The following is a 24,442-nucleotide window of genomic DNA, read 5'->3' as shown; positions in this document are numbered from 1 at the left end:
TCACTGGTAGCCCTTGGGGAACGGATCTGGCTCGACGAGATCGGCGGTCTCGTAGATCAGTTCATACTGGCCGTCGGCCTTGGCGCGCCCGACGCGGGTCTTCGACCACAGATGATGGTTCTCGTGGATCCGGACGTAGCCTTCCGGCGCGCCCTTGAACTCGACGCCGGGGGACGCCGCCGCGATCTTGTCGATGTCGAAGGAGCCCGCCTTCTCCACCGTCAACTTCCACAGCCACGGGCCGAGGTACGCAGCCTGCGTGACGTCGCCGATCACGGTCTTCTCGCCCCACATCTTCTTGAAGGCGGGCACGAATGCCTTGTTGTTCGGATTGTCGAGCGACTGGAAGTATTTCATGCAGGCATAGGCGCCGGCGATGTTCTCGCCGCCGATGCCGTCGATCTCGTCCTCGGTGACCGAGATGGTGAGCAGCGTCTGCTTCGACAGGTCGATGCCGGCCGCCTTGAGCTGCTTGTAGAACGCGACGTTGGAGCCGCCGACGATGATCGCGTAGATCACGTCCGGCTTGGTCAGCTTGATCTTGTTGATCACCGAGTTGAACTGGGTCGAGCCGAGCGGGAAGTACTCCTCGCCGACCACCTTGCAGCCCTGCAGATGATTCTCGATGTGCTTGCGCGCGATCTTGTTCGAGGTGCGCGGCCAGATGTAGTCCGAGCCAAGCAGATAGAAGCTCTTGGCGCCCTTGGTCTTGTTGACCCAGTCGAGGCCCGCGATGATCTGCTGCGTCGCCTCCTGGCCGGTGTAGATGACGTTCTTCGATTGCTCGAGGCCTTCATAGAAGGTCGGGTAGTACAGCATGCCGTTGTACTGCTCGAATACCGGCAGCACCGCCTTGCGCGAGGCCGAGGTCCAGCAGCCCATCACGGCCGCGCATTTGTCGTTGACCAGGAGCTTCTTGGCCTTTTCCGCGAAGGTCGGCCAGTCGCTCGCGCCATCCTCCTGGATGAACTTGATCTTGCGGCCGAGCACGCCGCCGGCGGCGTTGATCTGCTCGATTGCGAGCTTCTCGGCCTCGACCGATCCGGTCTCGGAAATCGCCATGGTGCCGGTCACGGAGTGCAGGATGCCGACCGTGACTTCGCTATCGGTGACTGCAAGACCCGTGGTGTTGACCGCGGAGGTTGCAGGAACGTCGGCGAATGCGGGGCGGCCCAGCATCGAAGCGGCCGGCAAAGCCGCCATTCCCATCAAGAGCTTGCGCCGGAGCGGAGACTTCAGGCCTGGTTTGGTTTCGTCTGACATGAGCACCCCATTGGTTCGAGAACGCTTATTGATCAGGCGAGGATTGCTCACTTTTGTGCAGCGCACAGATACGTGAGATCGCGTATACTGCACCGCAAAATAGCGACGTAGGTTTTTGGTACGGGATTTGCCCGCGATCAGAGCATCGTGGACCAGGAGTTAGAGCGAGTGGCAGGGCGGCAGCGGATAGACCGCGTCAGGCGCCAATACAATCAATGGGTCGCCAACCAGACGCTGGAAGACTACGCGCTGCGCTTCACCGCCAAGAGCGCGCGGCGCTGGTCCGCCGCCCGTGTCGCCAACACCGCGCTCGGCGCGATCTCCTTCCTTGCGCTGGAGGCGATCGGCGGCACCATCACGCTGAACTATGGCGCGATCAACGCCTCCGCAGCGATCCTGGTCGTCAGCGTCATCATCTTCCTCTGCGGACTGCCGATCGCCTACCATGCCGCGAAAAGCGGCATCGACATCGACCTGCTGACCCGCGGCGCCGGCTTCGGCTATATCGGCTCGACCATCACATCGCTGATCTACGCCTCCTTCACCTTCATCTTCTTCGCGATCGAGGCCGTAATCCTGGCCAGCGCGCTCGACATGTGCTTCGGCATCCCGCGGCCGATCGGTTACCTGATCAGCGCGGTCGTGATCATTCCGCTGGTCGTCTACGGCATCACGCTGATCAGCCGCTTTCAGCTCTGGACCCAGCCGCTGTGGGTGATCCTCCACATCATGCCGTTCGCGGCGATCGCCTGGGCCAATCCGCATTCCTTCACCGAGTGGCGCAAGTTCGCCGGCGAGCACGGCGACCCCGCCGGCAACCTCGATCTCCTGCTGTTCGGCACGGCCGCCTCCGTCGTGTTCGCGCTGGTGGCGCAGATCGGCGAGCAGGTCGACTTCCTGCGCTTCCTGCCGCGCGACCGCCGCACCTCGCGCAAGGCCTGGTGGATCGCGTTGCTGAGCGCCGGACCGGGCTGGATCGTGCTCGGCGCGCTCAAGCTGCTCGCCGGCTCGTTCTTGGCCTTCTTCGCACTCAGCCACGGCGTGTCGGCCGAGCACGCGGCCGAGCCCGCGAACATGTATCTGGAAGCCTTCCGCTACGTGCTGTCGCAGCCGGATCTCGCAATGGCGCTGACCGGGACGTTCGTGATCCTGTCGCAGGTCAAGATCAACGTCACCAACGCCTATGCCGGCTCGATCGCCTGGTCGAACTTCTTCTCCCGCCTCACCCACTCGCATCCCGGCCGCGTGGTGTGGCTGGTGTTCAACGTCGTCGTCGCGTTGCTGTTGATGGAAATCGGCGTCTACAAGGCGCTGGAGCAGACGCTGGCGCTGTATTCAAACGTCGCGATCGCCTGGGTCGGCGCGCTGGTCGCCGATCTCGTCATCAACAAGCCGCTCGGCCTGCGGCCGCAGCACATCGAGTTCAAGCGCGCCCATCTCTGCGACATCAATCCGGTCGGCGTCGGCGCGATGACGATCGCGACCGTGGTCTCGATCAGCGCATTCTACGGCCTGTTCGGCCCGACCGCGAAAGCGCTGTCCGCCTTCGTCGCGCTCGCGATGGCCTTCATCACTGCTCCGCTGATTGCGTGGGCGACCGACGGAAAGTATTACATCGCCCGCAAGCCGAAGCGGAGCTGGCAGAACCTTGAATCGATCCAGTGCTGTATCTGCGAGCATGCGTTCGAGCCCGAGGACATGGCCTCCTGTCCGGCCTATGCCGGCCCGATCTGCTCATTGTGCTGCTCGCTCGACGCCCGCTGCCACGACCTCTGCAAGCCGCATGGGCGGATCGGCGCGCAAGTCTCGGACGCGCTGGGCAAGGTGATGCCGCAGCCGATCTACGCCCGCATCAACTCGCAGCTCGGCCATTACCTCGGCGTATTCGCGGTCTCGGCCGGTCTCGTCGCGCTGGTGCTTGGCCTGATCTACCTGCAGACCACGGCGGCCGTGCATGCCAACGAACTATTGGCCGACGTGCTGTGGAAGGTGTTCTTTGCGCTGACCCTGATCATCGGCGTCGTCGCCTGGCTGTTCGTGCTGGCGCAACAGAGCCGGCGCGCCGCCGAAGACGAAACACGCCGGCAGACCACGCTGCTGATCCAGGAGATCGACGCCCACAAGCGCACCGATGCCGAGCTGCAGCGCGCCAAGGAAGTGGCCGAAGCCGCCAATCTCGCCAAGAGCCGATACGTCGTCGGCCTCAGCCACGAGCTCCGCTCGCCGCTGAACGCGATCTCCGGCTACGCGCAGCTGCTGGAGCAGGACGACAGCCTCCCGGTGCGGCCACGTGGGCAAGTGCGCGTGGTCCGCCGCAGCGCCGATCATCTGTCGGGTCTGATCGACGGCATTCTCGATATCTCCAAGATCGAGGCCGGCCGCCTCTATCTTTCGCGCGACGAGGTGCGGCTGAACGATTTCCTCGAGCAGCTGGTCGGCATGTTCCGCCTGCAAGCTGCTGCAAAAGGCATCGACTTCGTGTTCAGGCGGCCGGCCGTGCTGCCCGTCGTGGTCTATGCCGACGAGAAGCGGCTGCGCCAGATCCTGATCAACCTGCTCTCGAATGCGATCAAGTTCACGCAGACCGGCAAGGTGCAGTTCGTGGTGCATTATCGCAGCCCGGTCGCCGAGTTCGAGGTGATCGATACCGGGCCGGGCATCCAGCCCGACGATCTCGAACGAATCTTCGCCCCGTTCGAGCGCGGCACACTCGGCGTCAGCCAGCCGCAGACCGGCACCGGGCTCGGCCTCACCATCAGCCGCCTGCTCGCGGGTGTGATGGGCGGCGACATCAAGGTCTTGAGCACGGTCGGCACCGGCAGCACGTTCCGCGTCAAGCTGCTGCTCTCCGAGGTCACCAATCCACGCCGCGACGCGCCGGTCGACGCTCCCGTGTACGGCTATCACGGCCCGCGCAAGACGATCCTGATCACCGACGATGATCCGACCCACCGCGACCTCCTGCGCGAGATCCTGGCGCCGCTCGGCTTCATCCTGCTCAGCGCACCGGACGGACCCGGCTGCCTTGCGCTGGCGCAGCATTGCCGGCCGGACATGTTCCTGCTCGATATCTCGATGGCGGGCATGGACGGCTGGACGGTCGCTGAAACCTTGCGCTCCGAAGGCCACCACCAGGCTCGAATCCTGATGATCTCGGCCAGCGCGCTGGAAGCCCATGGCGCGCCGCTGGCGCAGCCGTTCCACGACGGCTACTTGATGAAGCCGATCGACATCCCGCGGCTGCTCGAGAGCATCCGCCAGCTGCTCAAGATCGAGTGGCAGTATGAGGCCGAGCAGGTTCCTCCTCCGCAATGGAAGCCCGACACGGGCTCGCGCCCGCCGGTTAAATATGTCGAAGAGCTGATCAGCCTCGGCCAGCTCGGCTATATCAGGGCGATCCAGCTCAAGCTCGACGAGATCGGCAACGAATGTCCCGAACATGCCGATTTCGTCGGCCAGATGCGCACGCTGATCGACCGGTTCGATCTTGATCAATATATGGCGACGTTGAAAACATTGCACAGCTATGACCATTGAACAGCGAAAGCGCGACGTCGCGCTCGTCGTCGACGACTCGCCCGAGACGTTGCGCCTGCTGACCGACGCGCTCGACGGCGCCGGCATGACCGTGATGGTCGCGCTCGACGGCGCCTCCGCGATGCGCATCGTCGACCAGATCACCCCCGATATCGTGCTGCTCGATGCCGTGATGCCCGGCATGGACGGGTTCGAGACCTGCAAGCGGCTGAAGCGCGACGCCGGGCTCGACGGCGTGCCGATCATCTTCATGACGGGGCTGGCCGAAACCGAGCACATCGTGCGCGGGCTGGAGGCCGGCGGCGTCGACTATGTCACCAAGCCGATCGTGGTCGAGGAGATGCTCGCGCGCATCCGGGTGCATCTCGCCAATGCGCGGATGACCCAGAGCGCCCGCGCCGCGCTCGACGTCTCCGGCCGCTATCTGCTCGCAGTCAACAGCGCGGGCGCGCTGCTATGGGCGACGCCGCAGGCACAGCGACTGCTGTCGGATACGCTGGCCGACGCCGCCGACAATTTCGTGCTGCCGGAGCCGATGCCGCAATGGCTAGACCAGGCGCAGAAAGGCAAAGCCGGAGCGAAGACCGCGGCCGTGGCGTCATTCCCCGGCAGCGAGCAGCTTCGGCTGCAATTCATGGGCAAGCTCGGGCCCAACGAATTCCTGCTGCGGCTGGCCAAGGACACCAGCGGCGACATGCCGGCCGAGTTCTCCAGCGAGCTCGGCCTGACCACGCGCGAGGGCGAGGTGCTGTCCTGGCTCTCCAAGGGCAAGACTAACCGCGACATCGCGCAGATCCTGGGCTTGAGCCCGCGCACCGTCGACAAGCACCTCGAGCAGATCTACGCCAAACTCGGCGTCGAGAACCGCACCGCCGCGGCCGCGATCGCGGTCAACGCCAGGCATCGCAAGTCGTAGCCTGCCGGTCCGCGTCCGCAAATGGCCAATCGGCTCGGACCGTGACAGGATGGGCATGATCGCTCATTCCTGTGGAGAATAGCCATGGATCGTCTGGCGGCGATGGAGACATTCGTGCGGGTGGTCGAGACCGGCTCGTTCTCCGGGGCGGCGCGACAGCTCCGGGTCGGCCAGCCGGCGGTTTCGAAATCAGTCGCGCAGCTCGAGGAATTTCTCGGGGTCAAGCTGCTCACGCGGTCGACCCATGGCCTCACCCCGACCGAAGCAGGGCTCGGCTATCTCGAGCGCGCCAGGCGCGCGCTTGAAGAGGCGGCCGAGGCCGAGATCGCGGCACGCGGCGCCGGAGCTGGCCTCAAGGGACGATTGCGGGTCTGCGCCGCCGTCACCTTCGCCCGCATCCATCTGATTCCGATGCTGCCGAAGTTTCTCGCACAGCACCCGGAGCTGGAGCTCGAAGTCGTGCTCGACGACCGCCAGATCGATTTCGTGCAGGAAGGTATCGACGTCGCGCTCCGGATGGGCAAGATGCCGGATTCGACGCTGACCGCGCGCCGCGTCGCGCGATGCAAGCGCCTCGTGCTGGGTACGCCGGCCTATTTCGACCGCGTCGGCACGCCGGCCACGCCGAGCGAACTGAGCCGGCACCAGGCCGTCGTTTATCTCCGCGAGGGCAGCGTGTGGTCGTTTCAGCGCGAGAGCACGGAACTCGCCGTCACGGTGCGGAGCCGGTTGCGGGTCACCGCGGCCGAAGGCGTCCGGGCTGCGGTGCTCGCCGATGCCGGGCTCGCGATCGCCTCGGAGTGGATGTTCACCCCCGAACTGAAAGCGGGCGCCGTGCGTGCGGTCCTGCCGGAATGGAGCCTCCCCGCGCTCGATCTCTGGGCCGTGCTTCCGACCGGGCGCGCCGCGACCGCCAAGGCCCGCGCATTCGTGAACTTCTTCGAGCGCAGCTTCAATGCATGACGCGTGATCCGCCGGTTGAAGCGGTTCGCCCCTATTCCAGCTAGGAATAAACGCTAGTCCAGCGGCAGCGCTACCCTGCGCGGCCATCTCCTTTAGCTTCCTGTGTGTGATTTCAACAAACGGACGGCGCTGCCGTCCACCACGCAGAAGCCAAGGAGAACCGCCATGTCGCTGCAAGCCAAGCTCGACGCTTTCAAGGCCGATTTCGAAGCCGGAAAGCCGCCCTACAACGTTCCGCCGGCCGTCATCGAGATCATGCACCGCGCCACCGCGGAGCTGATCGCATCCGGTGCCGCCCAGCGCGCCAAAAAGGCGGGCGATGTCGCCCCCGCCTTCTCGCTCCGGGATCCCGACGGCAACATCGTCAACTCGGCCGACCTGTTGAAGCGCGGCCCGCTGGTGCTCAGCTTCTACCGCGGCGTCTGGTGCCCGTATTGCAACATGGAGCTGCAGGCGCTGGAAGCCGCCAAGCCGGAATTCGACAAATATGGCGCGTCGCTGGTCGCGATCTCGCCGCAGACCGCGCCGAACAGCCGCAAATCCGTGCGCCAGAACAAGCTCTCGTTCCCGATCCTGTCCGACGCGAAGGGCCAGATCGGCGACGCTTTCGGACTGCGCTTCCATCTGCCCGACTATCTGGTCGAGCTCTACAAGCAGTTGAAGAACGATCTGCCGACCTTCAACGACGATCCGAGCTGGACGTTGCCGATGCCGGCCCGCTACGTCATCGGACAGGACGGCGTGATCCTCTACTCGGAGGTGAACCCCGACTATACCCGCCGCCCGGAACCTGAGGACATGATTGCAGTTCTCCAGCAGGCCGCTGCCGTGAAGGCATGACAGCGCGCAGAGCGGCCGGCGGCGATCGCCCATCGGCCGCTTTCCTCTTGCAGGTTATTCATGCGCAGCCGCCGAAATCCCTTGCGGATCGGCCGCTGCGCCAGGTCCGACCAATACATCCTCGCCAGCGTGCTGCCCCTTTCGCCACTGCGCCGGCGTCACGCCGATGTGGCTCTTGAAGGCGCGCTGAAACGCGGCCTCGGACTGGTAGCCGACCATCTCCGCAACAGCGCCGGTCGAAAGCGATGATCTCTTCAACTCGTTCGCCGCAAGCGTCATCCTGATATCGGTGAGCAGATCGCTGGGCGATCGCCCGAGCTTCTCCTGGAACTGCCGTGCCAGCGTGGCGCGCGACATGTTGCAGAGACGCGCAAGCTCCGGCAGCGACCATGCGCGCGCGGGCTGGTTGAACATGGCCGCCACCGCCGGCGCAAGTCGGGGATCGCCGACCAGTGCGAGCAGGCCGCTTGACCTGTCATCGGTCTCGCTCGCAAGCCGCAGCACAAGCGCAAACATCGCCGTGGACAGCGCGTCCAGCATGGCGCGGCCGCCCAGATGATCGTCGGCCGTTTCGCTGCGCATCAGGGACACGAGGCCAGCGAGCCGTGCGGCCGTGCCCTTTCCCATCCGTGGGCCGGCATGCACGACAAGACGCGGCGGAAGGTAGGTGCGCAACAGACGGTCGTGCGGAGGTGCAATCGCAAAGTGTCCGCACAGCAGGTCAAGCCGCTCGTCCGAACCCAGGTTTTCGCTGATCGTGAAATTCTGTGCCGCCCGGTTGCGCGCCGGCAGCGCTGTCGCGCCGCTGCCGTCGTGCATCACGTGTCGCGGGTTGCCGGGCAGCAGAAGAATGTCGCCGGTCTTCAGCAGCAACGGCCGGCCGCCTGCGGGATCGTCCAGGATCGCCGATCCGGCAAGCACCGCATGATAGGGGATCTCGTTGGTCGCGCCCGGCCCCTGGTCGATGCGCCAGGGCACGCTGTAGCTGCAACGAAGGTCGAGCCGCCCGCGCACCGGCATCATCTCGAATAGCCGGCTGAGCCAATCCATGGCCAATCCCCCGAAGCAGAGCATGAGACGATTGAGCATATAATTGAGCAATATGAACATTCAGTGTCTCACGTCTCGTTCCTATTGTCACTCCGCAATCGTTCACCACCCCAAACAAGGAGTGCCACCATGTCCCGTCTCTCAGTTTCCAATCTCGAAACCGATACCGGCCCGTCGGGCCAGATCTACGCCCAGATCAAGAAGGCGGCCGGCAGCGTCCCGAACGCCTACGCGGCAATCGCCGCCCACGGTCCGGCCGCGCTCAAGTCGATGCTCGCCGCCGATGCGGTGCTCGCCAGCGGCAGCCTTTCCAAGCGCGATCGGGAGATCATCAAGCTCGTAGTCAGCGCCGCCGGCGGCTGCGACTATTGTGTCGCCGCGCATTCTCATCTCGCCAAGCTCGCCGGTGTGAAGGCAGACGCACTGAAGCAGATCCGCGACGGCGCGCCGAGCGGTGATGCCAAGTCCGACGTGCTGATCGGCTTTGTCCGCAAGCTCGCACAGTCGAGCGGCACCATCAGCGCCGACGATTTCACCGCGATCAAGGCCGCCGGCTACAGCGACGCGCAACTGGTCGAGATCAGCCTGGCGTTTGCGACCATCGTCTTCACCAACGTCTTCAACCGCATCAACGACACCGACATCGACTTCCCCGCGGTCGCCTAGAGCGACCGAACGATGTCGCACGAAGGGATCACGACCATGACCACGCTTACCAACGCCACACAGAATCCACTTGTCCGCGCGCTCGACAGATCAGGCCTGCTCGCGGATGACCTCGACTACCACGTCGTCCGCGCCGCGATGGTGATCATGTTCCTGTTCTTCGGTTACCAGAAATGGTTTCCGTACGAATTCGAACGGCTGGTCCCGTTCATCAGCAACGGGCCGCTGATCTGGTGGCTGTATCCAGCCTTCGGCCATGCCGGCGCCAGCTACTTCCTCGGCGCCTCGGAGTGGACGTTCGGCTCGCTGCTGCTGGCGGGTTTCTGGGACAAGCGCCTCGGCGTGCTCGGCGCCCTCGGCTCGACCGGCACCTTCATCGCGACCGTCACCATCATCCCGTTCATGCCGGATGGTTGGGACGTTGCCGCGGGAGGCTTCCCTGCAATGACCGGCAACTTGCCCTTCCTGATGAAAGACGTCGTTCTGCTCGCCGTCTCGCTCTACCTGCTGAGGCAGGACCTGGTTCGCCTTATCAGGCAATAGGTGGCATCCGCTGATGGCGATGGATCGCCGGCGAACCCTGCGTTCGCCGGCGATCGCACGCTGATCGGGGATCGGGGAAACCGCTGATGTCGCGACATCGCAGCCATTGTTGCGGTGCAGGCAAGGTCAGATCGTGCGTCGACGTTACGCCATAAGCTGTTGCCGAGTTTGCGGAATGCGTTGCAGTTGCCGGTCCGTTCCTGTGCGGGATCGGGTTGGCGGTGCGGTATGTTCAATCTGGATCGCGTCGGCATTGCCATGCAGGAATGATCGGTCGCTCTCCCGGCCATGACCATAGTTCTGCCGTGCGGTCTAGGTTACAAAATACCGCCGGTGTTGTTCTGGGGTGGGTTGATGAAGAAGGACGACGTCACGTGTCCGCGCTGCGGGGCTGGATTCCGGCGCCTTGAGCTGTCATCCGGATCGGGAAGCAAGGGCGAGTATCGCTGCCCGGTCTGCGAGACAACCCTCGAGCAGTTCGATGGTGACAAGCTCGTGGCCTACCGCCTGACGATCCAACCCTCAATTCGCGGATTGAAGACCGGATAGCCCCCCGCTGCGTCGACTGCCGACGCAATCCCTCGATCACGATCGCCGCTTGAGGACATAACTGTCCATGATCCAGCCGTGCCGCTCACGCGCATCACGGCGCATGGCAACGATGCGAGGGCCCACCTCGGCCAATTCACCCGCCATGAGGATCTGATCGGGCATACCGAGATAGGCGCCCCACCAGATCTTCAAGCCCTCCGGATCCAGCGTCTGGAATGCCGCGCCGCCGTCGAGCATCACGACGATTGTGTCGACGCCGGGCGGCCAGCCGGCCTCGCGGAGCCGCCGGCCGGTCGTGACCAGGAACGGCTCGCCGATCTCGTTGAGTGGCAGCGCATGCGCCGCGCACAGCGCCTGGATCGACGTGATGCCCGGGATCACCTCGATCGACGGCGGCGGATCGAGCCGTTGCGCGATCCGCAGGCTCGAATCGTAGAGCGAGGGATCGCCCCAGATCAGCAGGGCGACGCGACCCTCGCCGCCGAGATGGCGCGCGATTTCCTGTGACCAGGTTGCGGCGATCGCATCGTGCCAATCGTCGACGCCCTTGCGATAGTCCGCCTCACCGGCGTCGCGCACCGGCAGGTCGAACTCGGCAATGCGCGTGCGATCGTTGTTCAACGCCTCTGCGCAGATCGTTCGGCGCAAGTCGGCGAGGTCTGACTTCGCGGTCCCCTTGCGTGGGATCAGGACCAGATCGGCGGCATTGATCGCGGCGATCGCAGCAAGCGTGAGCTGCTGCGGATCGCCACAACCGATACCGATCAGGGACAGCGTCAACATGGCCGCATCAACCTTGTTCCGGTGCCAGTGCACCGAACAGAATGACGGCAGCCGCCGTGGCAGCGCCCGCATGCGTGAGCCGTTCGGCGAGCTCTGCAATCGTGGTGCGGACCAGCCGCTCGTCGGCGTGGCCGAGCGACTCCGCGAGCAGCGCAGGCGTCTCGGGTGCGAGGCCATGCGCGATCAGTTTCGCGGCCAAGGGCGGAAACGTGCGCCGGCCCATATAGACGACGGTGGTCGCTTCTGGATCGGCCAGCGCCGCCCAATTCAGGTCCGCGGGCAACTCGCCGGTGACATCGGCGCCGGTCACGAACTGGACCCGGCGCGAAGTCAGCCGTCGGGTCAACGGAATGCCGGCTTGCGCCGCGGCAACCGAGGCCGAGGTCACGCCGGGAATGATCTCGTAGCCGATGCCGGCCGCGCGCAACGCCTCGATCTCCTCCTCGAGCCGTCCAAAAATGCCGGCGTCACCGGATTTCAGCCGCACCACGCGCACGCCGGCCGCCGCGTAGTCGACCAGCAGCCGGCTGACATGATGCTGCTTCGCCGAGAGACGGCCGGCGCGCTTGCCGACTGCGACGAGATTGGCGCCGGAGCGCGCGAGATCAAGGATCGCGCCCGAGGCAAGGTCATCATAGAGAACCACATCGGCCTCGCGCAGCCGCGCCGCTCCCTTCATGGTCAGGAGCTCGGGATCGCCGGGGCCTGCCGAGACGAAGGAAACGAATCCGCTCATCAATCCTCCGCAATCAGATGGAAGAATGTACCCGTGGCGTGACCGCGCCGCGATCCGGTTTCGGCCACGATCGCGCCGGTCGCATCGCGCACCACCGCGAGCGGCGTGTCCGGCTGCGCGATGATCGTCGAATAGTGAAATTCGTGACCGCGCAGACGAGAGCCTGGACCGTGCCCGGGCATCGCCGCGGCAAGCTCGGCGAGCCGGTAGCCGAGGTGCATGCGGCGCTTGGCATAGCTGGTCTCGAGGCCGAGCAAGCCCGCCATCGGGTAGCGCACACCTTCGGCGTCGGTCAACGCCGAACCCAACACCATGTAGCCCCCGCACTCGCCGTGCACCGGCCTCGTCTCCGCGAAAGCGCGCAATTGCCCAAGAAACCGCGTGTTGGAAGCAAGCCGGCCGGCATGCAGCTCAGGGTAACCACCGGGCAGCCAGCACACATCGGCGTCCGCATCGGGGCCTTCGTCGGCGAGCGGCGAGAACGTCACGATCTCGGCGCCGGCCGCGCGCCAGGCCTCCAGCATGTGCGGGTAGACGAAGGAGAATGCGGCGTCGCGCGCGAGCGCGATCCGCTGGCCCGGCGGCGTGATCTTGAGGCCCTGCGCGGTCGATTGCGGCGACCAGGCGCGCGCCGATTGCAACACGGCGTCGAGATCGACATGCTCGACGACGAAGCGTGCAGCCTCGTCGATCAGACCGTCGATCTGAACCTGCTCTTCGGCCTGCACCAGGCCGAGATGCCGCTTCGGCAACGCGATCTCGGCGTGGCGGGGAAGCGCACCCAGCACCGGAATGCCCGCACCCGCCATGGCACTGCGCACCAGCGCTTCGTGCCGCGCACTGGCGACACGGTTGAGAACGACACCCGCGAGCGGGACGCCGGCGCGAAAATCACGCAATCCCGCCGCAACCGCCGCCGCTGTCTGTGCTTGGCCGGAGGGATCGATCACCAGCAGCACCGGCCATCCCATCATCTCGGCAATATCGGCGGTGGCGCCGGTACCCGAGACGCCGCGCGTCGCGACCCCGTCGAACAATCCCATCGAGCCTTCGGCCAGCACGAGATCGGCGTCCGCGCCGCGGCCTGCCAGATGCGCGATCGCATCTGATGCCATCGCCCAGCTGTCGATGTTGACGGATGCGCGTCCCGTCGCGACCGCATGAAAGGCTGGATCGATATAATCCGGCCCGCTCTTGAGGCATTGTACGCTCAGCCCGCGATTGCGATAGGCGCGCGCCAGCGCCAGGGTCAGCGTCGTCTTGCCGACACCCGATGCCGGCGCCGAGATCACGAGCCCCGCGGTCATTGCGATGGTTCCGGAAAGCGTGGCTCGGCGCCGACCGGCCGGTAGCGGCGGTCGTAGTCGGCCGCATAGAGACGGCTCTCGGCGAATTCGCCGGCGCCGAGCGTCTTGCCGACCAGGATAAGCGCCGTGCGTTCGAGCTCCGGGCCGACCGCGGCATCAAGCGTTGCGAGCGTGGCGCGCACGATGCGCTGCTCCGGCCAACTCGCGCGCCAGACGATCGCCACCGGGCAATCCGCGCCATAGTGCGGCGTGAGCTCGGCGACGACCTTGTCGAGCAGATGGATCGACAGATGGATCGCCAGCACCGCGCCGGTCGCGGCAAAGGCTGCGAGCGTCTCGCCGTCAGGCATCGCGCTCGCCCTGCCCGGCGTGCGCGTCAGCACCACCGATTGCGCAAGACCGGGCAGCGTTAGTTCGGCCTCCAGTGCGGCCGCGGCCGCCGAGAAGGCCGGCACGCCGGGCGTGACCGAATAGGGAATCTGCAACGCGCGCAACCGGCGCAGCTGCTCGCCCATCGCCGACCAGATCGAGAGATCGCCCGAATGCAGCCGCGCGACGTCCTTGCCTTCGGCATGCGCCGCAGCGATCTCGGCGACGATGTCGTCGAGCGACAGCGGCGCCGTGTTGACGATGCGCGCATCCTTCGGGCAATGCGCCAGCACGCCCTCGGGGACCAACGATCCGGCGTAGAGACAGACCGGGCAAGCGGCGATGAGATCGCGGCCGCGCAAGGTCAGAAGGTCGGCAGCACCCGGCCCCGCGCCGATGAAATGCACCGTCATTCGCCGTCTCCTTCCGCGATCGCCGCAGTGGCCATCCGATCCTGCGACACGGCCCTCGCCGAAATCAGGCGCGCACCGCGCCCGGCGGCCGCGACCGCGGCAGCTTCGGCGACCGAACCCGTCCGAAATCTGGCCTTGACGAATTCGGATTGCGTCACGGTTTCTATCTCAGCCAACATTTCGGCGGGAATGCTCCGGATCGGCAATCCCAATTGCTGGGCCAGCGCCTTCAGTGCCACCGCACCGGCCTTGTCGCTCACCGTCGCAACCGCCGCAAGGCCGTTGGGCCCGCCGGCCGCATCGAGGGCTTCGCGCAAGGACGCGACACTGGCATTGCTCCTGAACCCCAGACCCGCGACCTTCATCGGACCGCGCTCCATTGCACGATCGGCCGCACGGCCTTCCAGGAGCGATAGCGGCCCAACGGCTCGGCCTGCGCGATCTCCACTCGCATCAATTCGCCGCCGTGGCGCTGATGCAGATCGGACAGCAGCGCCTCGGTTTCCAGGGTCACTGCGTGGGCGACCAGCCGCGTTCCCGGCGCGATGCGCGACCAGACGGCATCGAACATATCAGCATCGAGGCCGCCACCGATGAACACGGCATCAGGCGCTTCGAGGTTCGACAGGACGCCGGGCGCATCGCCTTCGATGACGGTGATCCGGTGGGTTAAGCCGAAGCTTGCCGCATTGCTGCGAATGTTGGCGGCCCGTTCGCCGCGGGCCTCGACGGTGATCGCCGTCCCGCCGGACAGCGCCCATTCGATCGAGATCGAGCCCGAGCCGGCGCCGATATCCCACAGCCGCTCACCAGGCCGCGGCGAAAGCGCCGACAGCGCCAGCGCGCGGACCGGCCGCTTGGTCAGTTGCCCGTCATGCGCAAAGAGTGCGTCGGGAAGTCCCGAACTGCGCGCGATCCCCTGCGATCCCGCTGCCTGCAGCGCAACGGTGACCAGACTGTCGCCGGAATCGCCGGCATAGCCGTCGGCCCGATGCTGCGTGATGGATTCACGCGGTCCGCCAAGCGCTGAAAGCGTCCACATCGCCGACGAACCCCAACCGCGCTCGGTGAGCCATTGCGCAAGATCGGACGCCGCGCTGCCATCGCGCACCAGGCAGATGATCCGTGCATCGCGCACCAGATGCGGCAGCAGCCGTTCGAACGGTGCGGCATGAAGGCCGAGGCAGACGACATTCTCGAGACGCCAGCCGAGACGCGCGGCGGCCAGCGAGAATGTCGACGGCGCGGAATGCGCGACCCACTCGCCGGCCTGCAATTTCCCGACAAGGCTGCCGCCGACGCCATGCCAGAACGGATCGCCAGAGGCGAGCACCGCGGTCGGTCGCCCCCGGCATGCAAGCACGATGTCCGCATCGAACGGCACCGGCCAGACGCGGCCGCGGCCGGTGATCCCAGCCAACGCCAGATGCCGTTCACCGCCGAACACCGTTTCGGCTTCACCAAGCGCCTTTCGGCTTGCGTCGGAGAGGCCGGCAAGGCCATCTTCGCCGATACCGATGACGGTCAACCAGGGATTACCCATGATGCGCGCCCTGATCCTGGGCGGAACGGCCGACGCCAATTCGCTTGCCGCGACGATCGCGCGCGCGGGCATCGACGCGGTCTATTCCTACGGCGGGCGCACCACAGCTCCTGCCGAACAACCGCTGCCGACCCGGATCGGCGGCTTGGGCGGCGTCAGCGGGCTTGCCGACTATCTGCGTCGCGAAGGCATCACGCATGTGATCGACGCGACGCATCCCTTCGCAGCCGAGATGAGCCGCAACGCGATCGCCGCCTGCGCGCAAACCGCAACGCCGCTGCTCGCGCTTGAGCGCGCGCCCTGGAATAGAACATCCGGCGATCGCTGGATCGAGGTCCCGGACGTCGTATCGGCGGTCGCGGCGTTGCCGGACGGCCCCGCCAACGTGTTCCTCGCGATCGGCCGCCAGCACATCGCGCCCTTCGGCGCCGGGCCGCAGCATGCCTACACGTTGCGTTTCGTCGACCCGCCCGACGAGAGGCTGCCATTGCCCGGTGCCGACGTCATCGTCTCGCGCGGACCATTCACGCTCGACAACGAGCTGAAGATGATGCGTGCGCGCTCTATCGAATGGATCGTCGCCCGCAACTCTGGCGGGGCCGGCGCACGCGCCAAGATCGATGCCGCCCGCACGCTTGGCCTTCCCGTCATCATGATCACGCGGCCGTCGCTGCCGGAGCGGCCGCGGGTCGAAAGCGTGCGCGAGGTGATGACATGGCTCGGTCATCGGACCTGCCTCGGCGCATAGACCCAGCGGCCGACCCGCCGCGTCGTCGAATTACAGACGATCACAAGCGTCCGCATATCGGCCATCTCGGGCTTGGCGTCGCGCAGTTCGACGGTCTCGATCCGCTGCTCGGGCGTACTGACCGCGCGGGCGAAAATCACGATGCGCTCGCCGCAGCCCGCCTCTTTCAAAATCTCGAGCGTCCGCGCAAAGCCATGAGGGCGGCTCGCCGAGCGCGGATTGTACATCGCGATCGCGAAGTCGGCTTCGGCCGCGAGCCGCAGACGCTGCTCGATCAGCGGCCATGGCTTGAGATTGTCGGACAGGTTGATCGCGCAAAAATCATGGCCGAGCGGCGCGCCGGCACTCGCCGCTGCCGCCAGCATCGCGGTCACGCCGGGCAAAACGCGGATCGGCAGGTCGTGCCATTGCGGCGCTTCGTCGAGCGCCTCGAACACGGCAGACGCCATCGCGAACACGCCGGGATCGCCTGAAGACACGACGACGACGTGGTGGCCTTCGGACGCCAGCCGCAGCGCCTCGGCGGCGCGATGTAGCTCCACGCGATTATCCGAGGGATACAGCGTGAGCCCGTCGCGCGGCTGCACGCGGGTCACATAGGGCGCATAGCCGACGATGTCGGTCGCCATTGCGAGTGCAGCGGAGACCTCCGGCGTGATCAGCGCCTCGTCACCCGGCCCCAGTCCCGCGATGGTCAACGTGCCGGTCATTGCGCGGCCTCCCTGCGCCGCCCCTGCCCGTGCACCAGCACGATCGCAAAATACGGACAGTCCGCCTCAGCGAGGTCGGCGAGCCGGGCGACCCGCTGATCGGGCATGGTACCGCGTTCGACGAGCCACGCATCGTCGAGGCGGCCCGCGGAGGCGAGCGCGCGGCGGATCTTCGTCAAGTTGCGGCCGGTCTTCATGACGACCAGCGCGTCGGAGCTGCGCATCCGCTGTTCGAGCTCAGCCTCCGGCAACGTGCCCATTAGAACCGTGGTCACATCGTCGGCAAGCGCGATCGGCTGGCCGACCGCATTCCAGCAACCGACCATGCCGGGAATGCCGGCAATCACCTCGATCTCGACACGACCTTGCAGGCGCGCATGCAGGTGCATGAACGAGCCATAGAAATAGGGATCGCCCTCGCAGAGCACGACGATGTCGACCGCGCGCGCAAGCCGCGCCAGGCGCTCGGTCCATTCGTCATAGAAGCCCGCAAGGAGCCGCGCATACTCCGGATTGTCGAACGCGATCTCGGTGGTGACCGGATATTCCATCGGATACTCGCTGACGCCGGCCGCGAGCATGCCTTCGACGATGCGGCGTGCCTGCCCCAGTTGCCCCTTCTTGCGAAAATAGGCAACGTGCTTGGCGGCGCGCACAACGCGGTCGGCGCGCACGCTCATCAGGTCCGGATCGCCTGGGCCGAGCCCGCAGCAAATGATGCGTCCCATCGCTATTCGCTCCGGCTCGCCAGCGCATTGACGGCGGCAACCGTGATCGCCGAACCGCCGAGACGTCCCTCGACCGTCAGCGCCGGCACTGGCGGCGCGGCCATCAATGCCGCCTTGGACTCGGCGGCGCCGACGAAGCCGACCGGGCAGCCGATGATCGCCGCCGGGCGCGGACAGTCGGAATCCTCCAGCATGTTGAGCAGATGAAACAGCGCCGTCGGCGCGTTGCCGATCGCGACGATCGCGCCGGCCAGATGCGGCCGCCACAGTTCGAGCGCCGCCGCCGAGCGCGTGTTGTGCATCGACTGCGCGAGTGCAGGAATTTGGGCATCGCCGAGCGTGCAGATCACGGCGTTGCCAGCCGGCAGCCGCGCGCGCGTGATGCCCTCCGACACCATGCGCGCATCGCAGAGGATTGGCGCACCGTTCTGCAAGGCGGTGCGTGCGCTCGCGGCCATGCCGGATGTGAAGCGGATATGCGCTTCCAGACCCACCATGCCCGCGGCATGGATCATGCGCACGACCACCGGTTCCTCGTCTGATGTAAAGCGCGCAAGGTCGGCCTCGGACCGGATGGTCGCAAAGGACTGGCGATAGATCGCCGCACCATCAGTCTCATAGACGTGCGGCATCAGCGGCCTCCCATCAGCACAGAGGGATTTGCGATGAGATCCGAACGGGTCAGCCCGCGCATGACCGGCACATCCCGCGTCGTGCCGCGACGGATCAGGTCAAAGCCGTCGCTTGACGCAACCAGGGTGACGTCAGCAGAGCCGGAATGGGCACAGCCCTTGGCGCAGCCGGACACGTGAAGCCGGGCATCGGCCGGGACAAACGATGCAAGCACCGATGCCAATGCACGCGTGTCGGCATGCGCCTCACGACAACGCGGTGCACCACTGCAAGCGATCACGCGGAGCGCCGGATCGTTGGGATCAGTAACCAGGTCTGCCCCACGGGGCATCTCGTGCATCCCTTCAGCCAGCACCATCCGCCACGGCGTCATGCGGAGCGCCTGCGTGCACCCGGCAAGATGGCTGAGCGTCTGGTGCGGCATCTGCCCAAAGGCTACGCCAACCAGCCCGCCAGTCGGATAGAGGCCGGGCACAGGATCTGCCGATCGAGCCACGGGCTCGGCGTCGCCGCGAAGCGACTGCGGCAAGCTCGCACCGCCGGCCAGATGAGCCGCCATCCGTCGCTTCTCACCCTTGGCTCCGCCGGAGGCGACGTACCATTCGGCCAACGCCAGCGCGATATCCACCGCCTCTCCGCGCGAGACAGAGCGGCCGCGCCGCGTGCCATCGGCACGCACTAGAAGTCCTCGGTTGCGGTCGCGCTCGATCCTGATATCGGCAGACGCGCCAGTCAGCACCCGCTCGCCGCCGTCATCGATTGCGAAACCGAACTTGGTCGGAAGATCGAGCGACGCGCCGGCGAGCGCCCGCTCAAGCTCGGCCGCGAGCAAAGGCGTGTCGTCATCGGGCGTCCAGAACGGCGTCACCAGAATGTTGCGCTGAGCCTCGGTTTCCGAATCCTGGTCCAGCAACGCGAGGTCGGCGAGCCCATCGATCAGAGGCGGATAAGCTTCATCGCCGACGCCGCGGATCTGGAGATTGGCGCGGCTGGTCAGATCGATCAGGCCGTTGCCGTATCGCGCAGCGAGATCAGCAATGCCCGCTGCCTGCGCCGCATCCAGCCGCCCGCCGCGCGGACGGATGCGCACCACGAGGCCATCGCCTGATAGCATCGGCCGCAGCGCGCCTGGACACCAGCCCTTGATCGCGATGGCGGTCATGAGGCCTCCTGCAACGCTGCCGCAATCGAATTACGCCGCGTCTGCCAGAGCGACGCGTCATGCAGCCGGGTGAAGCAGGTTTCGATCGCAGCCAGCGCCGTCGGATTCTCGCGCGCCATGAAGGCGCGGACGTCGTCATTGCCGAGCGTCGCGTCGTAATAGAGGTCGAACAGATGCGGCGGCACCGCACCGGCGAGATGCGCGAACGCCGCCATGTGCTCCAGCGTTGCCGATATTTCGGCGGCGCCACGGAAGCCATGGCGCATCATGCCGGCGATCCATGCAGGATTGGCCGCGCGCGCCCGCACCACCCGCGAGATTTCCTCGGTCAACGAGCGGGCCTGCGGTTGATCCGGCCGCGTTGCATCGAGGTGATAGAGCGACGGGACCTTTGCGCCGAGCCGCCGCGCCGCCGCGGCGATGCCGGCCTCATGCGCGGCATAGTCCGCCGCCAGCAGCAGATCGCTCTCCGGCAAATCCTGGGTATGGACGAAGCTGTCGGCCGCAGCGAGCCTCGCCTCGATGCCGGCGCGGTCGGGCCGGATCTCGCCGTCCGATGCAAAGGCCCAGGACGATGCCGACAGCCAGGCTTCGCCGGCCGCGTCGCGCGCCTCCTGAGTGAAGCCATCCGGGACAGACGCGATGCCGGCGCCATAGTGTCCGGGGCGAGGCCCGAACACGCGCGAGATGCGCTGCCGGTAGGGATTCTCGTCCGCCTCGTCGCTGCGCTCGGACAATGCCTCCGCCGCAGCTTCGAACAACCGCGCCAGCCCCGAGAAGACGTCGCGGAACAATCCTGACACCCGCAGCGTCACGTCGATGCGCGGGCGGCCGAGCTCTGCCGGCGCGATGATGTCGTAGCCCGACACCCGGCCCGATCCATGATCCCAGCGCGGCGCGATCCCGGCGAGATGCAGCGCCATCGCAAAATCCTCGCCGGCGGTACGCATCGTCGACGATCCCCAGAGATCGACGACGAGCCCTTTCGGCCAGTCACCGTGATCCTGCAAATGACGGCGCAGCAGCTCCTCGGCGAGCTTGACGCCTTGCGCATGCGCCGACGGCGTCGGCACCGCGCGCGGATCGACCGCAAATAGATTGCGTCCGGTCGGCAGCACGTCACTGCGTCCGCGATAGGGCGAGCCCGACGGCCCCGGCGCAACACGCCGGCCGGCGAGCGCATCGTGCAACGCTGCTCGCTCCGCATCACCGCAAGCGCCTTGCCCGAACACATGCAGCCCGTCGCCGAACTGGCTTTCCTTGAGATCGCAGACGAAGCGATCGATCTGCGGAATGGCCTCGGCCGCGGAGACTGACGCCGCGAGACCAAGATCGTCCTCCAGCCCGGCGATGCGCGCTTCCTCGCGGATCGCCGCAATCAGGCGCTGCCGCCGCGCCGGATCGAGACCGTCCGCGGTCGAATACTCATCGAGCAATCGTTCGAGATTACGCAAGCCCTCCGGTACCGCCGCCTGCGCGAGCGGCGGCGGCAGATGGCCGATCGTCACGGCGCCGATCCGGCGCTTGGCCTGCGCGGCCTCGCCGGGGTCGTTGACGATGAAGGGATAGATGACGGGCAGATCGCCGATCAGCGCCTCCGGCCAGCATGCGGATGACAACGCAACCGACTTGCCGGGCAGCCATTCCAGCGTTCCATGCGCGCCCATGTGGACGACGGCATCGATGCCCTGCCGCCTGAGCCACAGATGGAACGCGACATAGGCATGGCGCGGCGTGCGCGAGAGATCGTGATAGTCGGAATCGCGCTGGCCGACGTCACCGCGCTCCGGCTGAACCGCTATGATCGATTTGCCGCACTTGATGGCCGCGAATTGAAATGCGCCGTCACGGCAATCGGCATCAGCCTCCGGCGCGCCCCATGCGCGCGCAAGATCGTCCTGGAGCTGCTGCGGGAGGCTCGAGATCGTCGCGCGATACTCGGCCACGTCCCATGTCAGCTTCCGCTGCAGCAGCACGCCCCCCAGCGACTCCACCGGCTCCAGATCAAAGCCCGCAGCCGCGAGATCGGCCAGCAGCGTCTCCACCGAAGCAAGTGCATCGAGCCCAACGGCATGCGCGATCTGGTGCGGGCGCCCCGGATAGTTCGAGAGCACGACGGCGAACTGCTTGTCCCGGGCGGGCTTGCCGGCAAGCCGATACCAGGCAGCCACGCGCGCGGCGACTGCTGCGACGCGCTCGGCATCCGGTCGGTGCGCAAGATGCGCGAATTGCAGATCGGGATCGCGTTCACCAGGTGATTTGAAGCTCACAACACCCGCGAACAGGCGACCGTCGACTTCCGGCAACACCACATGCATCGCGAGATCGCCGGGCGACAGACCGCGCAGCGACAAGTCCCAATCCTCGCGCCGCGCCGTCGACAACGCGACCTGGAACACCGGACACGAGGTGGCGTCGAACGGCGTCGTGCCGTCGTCTCCGGCCGCGGAGAACGCGGTCGCATTGACGATGGCGGCCGGCGGGCATTGCGCGAATTGAGTGCGCATCCAATCGGCCACGCCCGCCGCCTTCAGCGAGGTGACGAACACGCCGTGGGCATCGAATCCCTTTTCGCGCAACGCATCGATCAGCGCATCGACCGGCGCGGTGTCGCCGGCCACCAGATAGGAGCGATAGAAGGTCACGAGAGCCCGCGGCCGGCCATCCGATGCCGGCAGCGCCGCGACGGCGCCGCGCCGGGATTCGTAGACGCCGATCTCGGGAAGATCGATCTCGCCGACGACCGGCCCGGCATAAAGGCCGGACGCCAGCGCCAGTTGCGCGATCACGGCCTGCGCCGCAACGGGGCCGCCCTTGTCGCACAGCACCTTGAGGCGGCGCAGCGTCGAGACCGGCAGGGTCGAAAATTCATCCAGCCGCAAATCGTCGCGGCCGTCCGCCGGCAGCACCACCAGGGCGATGCCGCGCTCCTTCGCCAGCCGATGCACCGCGGCCAGTCCGTACGACCAATAGGGTTCGCCGCCGATCAGCCGCACCAGGATGCCGCGCGCATGCGACAGGGTCCGCTCGATATAGGTATCGACCGACAGCGGATGGCGCAGCTCCGCGAGATTGGCGAGCCGCAGCGACGGCAGCGCCGCGCGGCCCCGCCGCCAGCCGGCCGCGAACGCGGCGAGATCGCTGTCGGAAAACGACAAGACCACGAGATCGGCCGGATCCTGGCCGAGGTCCCTTGGTGTCGCGGTCTCCTCAAGGCCGCGGCTCTCGCGGAAGACGACGTGCATCAGATACCTAGTCGCGCCCTGATCGCAGCTTCATCGATATCGCCGTGTTCGCCGATCACGACGAGCTTTGACCGCCGCGCCCGCGCGCCCCATGGCATGTCGAACTGATGCCTCACCCGCTCGCCGACCGATTGCACCAGCAACCGCATCGGCTTGCCTTCGACCGCGATGTAGCCCTTGGCGCGCAGCACGTTCTGCTCGCGTGCCAGCCCCTTGATCGACGCGATCAGCGCATCGACGTCCGCGATTTCCGGAAGCTCGATCACCACCGAGTTGAAATCATTGTGCTCGTGTTCGTCCTCACCGTCATGGTGGGACGGCCGCGACGCGAGGTCATCCTCTGCCGCAGCCTCAAGGCCGAGGATCACGCGGGCATCGATCGCGCCGTCGACGATGGGCAACATCGGCACCTCGCGCGGCATCTCGGCCGCGATCAGCTCTTTGGCCGCTTTGATCCCCTCGGCTCCGGCGAGATCGGCCTTGGTCAGCAGCACGATATCGGCGCAGGCGATCTGGTCCTCGAACACTTCCGACAGCGGCGTCTCGTGATCGAGATTGTCGTCGGCCGCGCGCTGCGCATCCACCGCGGCCGGGTCCGGCGCAAAGCGGCCGGCGGCAACCGCCTCCGCATCGGCCAGCGCGATCACGCCGTCGACCGTGATCCGCGAACGGATCTCCGGCCAGTCGAATGCCTTCAGCAGCGGCTTCGGCAGCGCGAGCCCGGACGTCTCGATCACGATATGATCGGGCCTCACAGGGCGCGCGAGCAACTGCTCCATCGCCGGGATGAAATCGTCGGCGACGGTGCAGCAGATGCAGCCGTTGGCGAGCTCGACGATGTTCTCGGTCGGACAATTGGCATCGGCGCAGGACTTCAGGATCTCGCCGTCGACGCCTTCGCTGCCGAATTCGTTCACCAGCACCGCGAGCTTCTTGCCGTTGGCATTGCGGATCAGATGCTGGATCAGCGTCGTCTTGCCGGACCCGAGAAAGCCGGTCACGACGGTGACCGGAACCTTGGCGAGCGTGGTCATTCTGCGGCCTCCGGCACGACGGCGATGGGTGGAATGCGGGCAAGCGATTGCTTGCGAAAGATTTCGGGACGGCTGCGCCACGGCACGATGCCGTCAGGCGCCGCGGCGTAGGCGGCGGCTCCTGCGATCACATCCTTGGCATTGTCGGCGGACAGGCGGCCATAGACATAGGACCACCGCCCCGGCGCGCTGAGCGCGACCGAGCAGCCCTGGCTGCAAGCCGACAGGCATTCGACGGGAACCAGATTGACGTCATCGGGCACGCCGGCCTCAACGAGCGCGGCATGCAGGCGCGCACCGGGTGCGATCTCACCTTCCGCGAGCGTCTGGCCCGCGCGACAGGTGATACAGACATGAAGTGTAACGCTCATCGCCCTTCCTGGATTGACTGCGGGAAGCGATGAGGCACACGAACCTGACGTGAACAGGTTCGTTCCCCGTCGCGGAACACCCCGTCCGCCGGTCTCAAACACATCGCGTCGGCAGGTCTCCCGGCTTGCGGAGTAGGATTTCTCCCTTGATGCCCACCTTCCCGACTCCATCAGGGAATCAGTGGCTTGGGCATCTCTCCGGTCACGGTCGCGGGGGCGGCTGCGCTTTGGGCAAACCCTGCGGTCTGAGCCCTATCGCATTCCCTCTTCGCCTGTCGTAGGACAGGAACCAACGCGGGGGCACCATTCGGCCTAGCCCCGCACTTGTCA

General features: G+C 66.3%; 23 protein-coding genes and 1 riboswitch. Of the genes, 8 read left to right on the top strand and 15 right to left on the bottom strand.

From position 1 onward, the window contains the following. A complete protein-coding gene (gene urtA / locus ACE103_RS15505) occupies positions 1-1,263 on the bottom strand; it encodes an urea ABC transporter substrate-binding protein (protein WP_375780125.1) in 1,263 nt (420 codons plus the stop codon). A gap of 168 nt (positions 1,264-1,431) precedes the next feature. Between urtA and ACE103_RS15500 the strand changes: the two genes are divergently transcribed. The 4 genes from ACE103_RS15500 to ACE103_RS15485 all read left to right on the top strand — a co-directional run bounded on the left by ACE103_RS15500 (position 1,432) and on the right by ACE103_RS15485 (position 7,519). Further along, positions 1,432-4,800, top strand: a complete 3,369-nt coding sequence (locus ACE103_RS15500; RefSeq protein WP_375780124.1) for an ATP-binding protein — start codon at positions 1,432-1,434, stop codon at positions 4,798-4,800. Then, a complete protein-coding gene (locus tag ACE103_RS15495) occupies positions 4,790-5,716 on the top strand; it encodes a response regulator (RefSeq protein ID WP_375780123.1) in 927 nt (308 codons plus the stop codon). Before ACE103_RS15500 ends, ACE103_RS15495 begins: the two co-directional genes overlap by 11 nt. A gap of 84 nt (positions 5,717-5,800) precedes the next feature. After that, positions 5,801-6,679, top strand: coding sequence for a LysR family transcriptional regulator (locus ACE103_RS15490; RefSeq protein ID WP_375780122.1), 879 nt, complete (start codon positions 5,801-5,803; stop codon positions 6,677-6,679). Positions 6,680-6,844: 165 nt separating this feature from the next. Beyond that, entirely contained in the window at positions 6,845-7,519 is a 675-nt protein-coding gene (locus ACE103_RS15485; RefSeq protein WP_342722870.1) for a peroxiredoxin-like family protein, read from the top strand. A 54-nt stretch (positions 7,520-7,573) separates the two neighbouring features. Here ACE103_RS15485 and ACE103_RS15480 read toward each other — a convergent pair whose 3' ends face one another. Then, a complete protein-coding gene (locus ACE103_RS15480; RefSeq protein ID WP_375780121.1) occupies positions 7,574-8,569 on the bottom strand; it encodes an AraC family transcriptional regulator in 996 nt (331 codons plus the stop codon). Between the two features lie 129 nt (positions 8,570-8,698). Between ACE103_RS15480 and ACE103_RS15475 the strand changes: the two genes are divergently transcribed. The 3 genes from ACE103_RS15475 (at position 8,699) to ACE103_RS15465 (ending at position 10,327) form a co-directional block, all read left to right on the top strand. Further along, complete coding sequence (locus tag ACE103_RS15475; protein ID WP_375780120.1) at positions 8,699-9,235, top strand: carboxymuconolactone decarboxylase family protein; 537 nt, start codon at positions 8,699-8,701, stop codon at positions 9,233-9,235. Positions 9,236-9,271: 36 nt separating this feature from the next. After that, a complete protein-coding gene (locus ACE103_RS15470; RefSeq protein ID WP_375780119.1) occupies positions 9,272-9,778 on the top strand; it encodes a YkgB family protein in 507 nt (168 codons plus the stop codon). Positions 9,779-10,132: 354 nt separating this feature from the next. Beyond that, positions 10,133-10,327: a hypothetical protein gene (locus ACE103_RS15465; RefSeq protein ID WP_223968606.1), complete on the top strand. Its 195-nt coding sequence runs from the start codon at positions 10,133-10,135 to the stop codon at positions 10,325-10,327. A 36-nt stretch (positions 10,328-10,363) separates the two neighbouring features. Here ACE103_RS15465 and cobF read toward each other — a convergent pair whose 3' ends face one another. From cobF to cbiE, 6 genes are read right to left on the bottom strand one after another with little or no spacing between them, the layout of a single operon-like run. Beyond that, on the bottom strand, positions 10,364-11,113 hold the full coding sequence (gene cobF / locus ACE103_RS15460) for a precorrin-6A synthase (deacetylating) (RefSeq protein WP_375780118.1): 750 nt from the start codon (positions 11,111-11,113) through the stop codon (positions 10,364-10,366). Positions 11,114-11,120: 7 nt separating this feature from the next. Further along, complete coding sequence (gene cobA, locus ACE103_RS15455; protein ID WP_375780117.1) at positions 11,121-11,849, bottom strand: uroporphyrinogen-III C-methyltransferase; 729 nt, start codon at positions 11,847-11,849, stop codon at positions 11,121-11,123. Continuing rightward, a complete protein-coding gene (locus ACE103_RS15450; RefSeq protein WP_375780116.1) occupies positions 11,849-13,156 on the bottom strand; it encodes a cobyrinate a,c-diamide synthase in 1,308 nt (435 codons plus the stop codon). Before ACE103_RS15450 ends, cobA begins: the two co-directional genes overlap by 1 nt. Next, complete coding sequence (cobM, locus tag ACE103_RS15445) at positions 13,153-13,938, bottom strand: precorrin-4 C(11)-methyltransferase (protein WP_375780115.1); 786 nt, start codon at positions 13,936-13,938, stop codon at positions 13,153-13,155. The genes ACE103_RS15450 and cobM overlap by 4 nt, the downstream gene beginning before the upstream one ends. Next, a complete protein-coding gene (locus ACE103_RS15440) occupies positions 13,935-14,303 on the bottom strand; it encodes a cobalamin biosynthesis protein (protein WP_223968597.1) in 369 nt (122 codons plus the stop codon). Before ACE103_RS15440 ends, cobM begins: the two co-directional genes overlap by 4 nt. Continuing rightward, entirely contained in the window at positions 14,300-15,481 is a 1,182-nt protein-coding gene (gene cbiE / locus ACE103_RS15435) for a precorrin-6y C5,15-methyltransferase (decarboxylating) subunit CbiE (protein WP_375780114.1), read from the bottom strand. The genes ACE103_RS15440 and cbiE overlap by 4 nt, the downstream gene beginning before the upstream one ends. On the opposite strand from cbiE, the gene ACE103_RS15430 reads away from it, so the two are divergent. Continuing rightward, positions 15,480-16,229 (top strand): cobalt-precorrin-6A reductase, encoded by a 750-nt coding sequence (locus ACE103_RS15430; protein WP_375780113.1) that lies wholly within the window; start codon positions 15,480-15,482, stop codon positions 16,227-16,229. The two genes, cbiE and ACE103_RS15430, sit on opposite strands and share 2 nt — an antisense overlap. Here ACE103_RS15430 and cobJ read toward each other — a convergent pair. The 7 genes from cobJ to ACE103_RS15395 all read right to left on the bottom strand — a co-directional run bounded on the left by cobJ (position 16,205) and on the right by ACE103_RS15395 (position 24,112). Further along, complete coding sequence (gene cobJ, locus ACE103_RS15425; RefSeq protein ID WP_375780112.1) at positions 16,205-16,939, bottom strand: precorrin-3B C(17)-methyltransferase; 735 nt, start codon at positions 16,937-16,939, stop codon at positions 16,205-16,207. The two genes, ACE103_RS15430 and cobJ, sit on opposite strands and share 25 nt — an antisense overlap. Beyond that, positions 16,936-17,667 (bottom strand): precorrin-2 C(20)-methyltransferase, encoded by a 732-nt coding sequence (locus ACE103_RS15420; RefSeq protein ID WP_375780111.1) that lies wholly within the window; start codon positions 17,665-17,667, stop codon positions 16,936-16,938. The genes cobJ and ACE103_RS15420 overlap by 4 nt, the downstream gene beginning before the upstream one ends. Before the next feature lie 2 nt (positions 17,668-17,669). Further along, positions 17,670-18,299, bottom strand: coding sequence for a precorrin-8X methylmutase (locus tag ACE103_RS15415; RefSeq protein ID WP_375780110.1), 630 nt, complete (start codon positions 18,297-18,299; stop codon positions 17,670-17,672). Next, complete coding sequence (cobG, locus tag ACE103_RS15410) at positions 18,299-19,393, bottom strand: precorrin-3B synthase (RefSeq protein WP_375780109.1); 1,095 nt, start codon at positions 19,391-19,393, stop codon at positions 18,299-18,301. The genes ACE103_RS15415 and cobG overlap by 1 nt, the downstream gene beginning before the upstream one ends. Before the next feature lie 65 nt (positions 19,394-19,458). Continuing rightward, positions 19,459-22,707 carry a cobaltochelatase subunit CobN gene (cobN, locus tag ACE103_RS15405; protein ID WP_375780108.1) on the bottom strand — a complete coding sequence of 1,083 codons (3,249 nt, stop codon included), beginning with the start codon at positions 22,705-22,707 and terminating at the stop codon, positions 19,459-19,461. Further along, entirely contained in the window at positions 22,707-23,741 is a 1,035-nt protein-coding gene (cobW, locus tag ACE103_RS15400; RefSeq protein ID WP_375780107.1) for a cobalamin biosynthesis protein CobW, read from the bottom strand. The genes cobN and cobW overlap by 1 nt, the downstream gene beginning before the upstream one ends. Further along, entirely contained in the window at positions 23,738-24,112 is a 375-nt protein-coding gene (locus ACE103_RS15395; protein WP_375780106.1) for a DUF1636 family protein, read from the bottom strand. The genes cobW and ACE103_RS15395 overlap by 4 nt, the downstream gene beginning before the upstream one ends. 92 nt (positions 24,113-24,204) lie before the next feature. Beyond that, a riboswitch (cobalamin riboswitch) is annotated at positions 24,205-24,421 on the bottom strand. Between the last annotated feature and the right edge of the window lie 21 nt (positions 24,422-24,442).

The sequence above is a fragment of the Bradyrhizobium sp. ma5 genome (assembly GCF_042258955.1).
Taxonomy (GTDB): Bacteria; Pseudomonadota; Alphaproteobacteria; order Rhizobiales; family Xanthobacteraceae; genus Bradyrhizobium.
Note: the sequence above shows the minus strand (reverse complement) of the source record. Positions and strands in the feature narration are given on the sequence as shown.

What these genes read in the sequence shown, in the direction of transcription:
- urtA (WP_375780125.1), bottom strand. Translation starts at nt 1,263, where the DNA reads ATGTCAGACGAAACCAAACCAGGCCTGAAGTCTCCGCTCCGGCGCAAG.
- ACE103_RS15495 (WP_375780123.1), top strand. Translation starts at nt 4,790, where the DNA reads ATGACCATTGAACAGCGAAAGCGCGACGTCGCGCTCGTCGTCGACGAC.
- ACE103_RS15490 (WP_375780122.1), top strand. Translation starts at nt 5,801, where the DNA reads ATGGATCGTCTGGCGGCGATGGAGACATTCGTGCGGGTGGTCGAGACC.
- ACE103_RS15485 (WP_342722870.1), top strand. Translation starts at nt 6,845, where the DNA reads ATGTCGCTGCAAGCCAAGCTCGACGCTTTCAAGGCCGATTTCGAAGCC.
- ACE103_RS15480 (WP_375780121.1), bottom strand. Translation starts at nt 8,569, where the DNA reads ATGGATTGGCTCAGCCGGCTATTCGAGATGATGCCGGTGCGCGGGCGG.
- ACE103_RS15475 (WP_375780120.1), top strand. Translation starts at nt 8,699, where the DNA reads ATGTCCCGTCTCTCAGTTTCCAATCTCGAAACCGATACCGGCCCGTCG.
- ACE103_RS15470 (WP_375780119.1), top strand. Translation starts at nt 9,272, where the DNA reads ATGACCACGCTTACCAACGCCACACAGAATCCACTTGTCCGCGCGCTC.
- ACE103_RS15465 (WP_223968606.1), top strand. Translation starts at nt 10,133, where the DNA reads ATGAAGAAGGACGACGTCACGTGTCCGCGCTGCGGGGCTGGATTCCGG.
- cobF (WP_375780118.1), bottom strand. Translation starts at nt 11,113, where the DNA reads ATGTTGACGCTGTCCCTGATCGGTATCGGTTGTGGCGATCCGCAGCAG.
- cobA (WP_375780117.1), bottom strand. Translation starts at nt 11,849, where the DNA reads ATGAGCGGATTCGTTTCCTTCGTCTCGGCAGGCCCCGGCGATCCCGAG.
- ACE103_RS15450 (WP_375780116.1), bottom strand. Translation starts at nt 13,156, where the DNA reads ATGACCGCGGGGCTCGTGATCTCGGCGCCGGCATCGGGTGTCGGCAAG.
- cobM (WP_375780115.1), bottom strand. Translation starts at nt 13,938, where the DNA reads ATGACGGTGCATTTCATCGGCGCGGGGCCGGGTGCTGCCGACCTTCTG.
- ACE103_RS15440 (WP_223968597.1), bottom strand. Translation starts at nt 14,303, where the DNA reads ATGAAGGTCGCGGGTCTGGGGTTCAGGAGCAATGCCAGTGTCGCGTCC.
- ACE103_RS15430 (WP_375780113.1), top strand. Translation starts at nt 15,480, where the DNA reads ATGATGCGCGCCCTGATCCTGGGCGGAACGGCCGACGCCAATTCGCTT.
- cbiE (WP_375780114.1), bottom strand. Translation starts at nt 15,481, where the DNA reads ATGGGTAATCCCTGGTTGACCGTCATCGGTATCGGCGAAGATGGCCTT.
- cobJ (WP_375780112.1), bottom strand. Translation starts at nt 16,939, where the DNA reads ATGACCGGCACGTTGACCATCGCGGGACTGGGGCCGGGTGACGAGGCG.
- ACE103_RS15420 (WP_375780111.1), bottom strand. Translation starts at nt 17,667, where the DNA reads ATGGGACGCATCATTTGCTGCGGGCTCGGCCCAGGCGATCCGGACCTG.
- ACE103_RS15415 (WP_375780110.1), bottom strand. Translation starts at nt 18,299, where the DNA reads ATGCCGCACGTCTATGAGACTGATGGTGCGGCGATCTATCGCCAGTCC.
- cobN (WP_375780108.1), bottom strand. Translation starts at nt 22,707, where the DNA reads ATGCACGTCGTCTTCCGCGAGAGCCGCGGCCTTGAGGAGACCGCGACA.
- cobW (WP_375780107.1), bottom strand. Translation starts at nt 23,741, where the DNA reads ATGACCACGCTCGCCAAGGTTCCGGTCACCGTCGTGACCGGCTTTCTC.
- ACE103_RS15395 (WP_375780106.1), bottom strand. Translation starts at nt 24,112, where the DNA reads ATGAGCGTTACACTTCATGTCTGTATCACCTGTCGCGCGGGCCAGACG.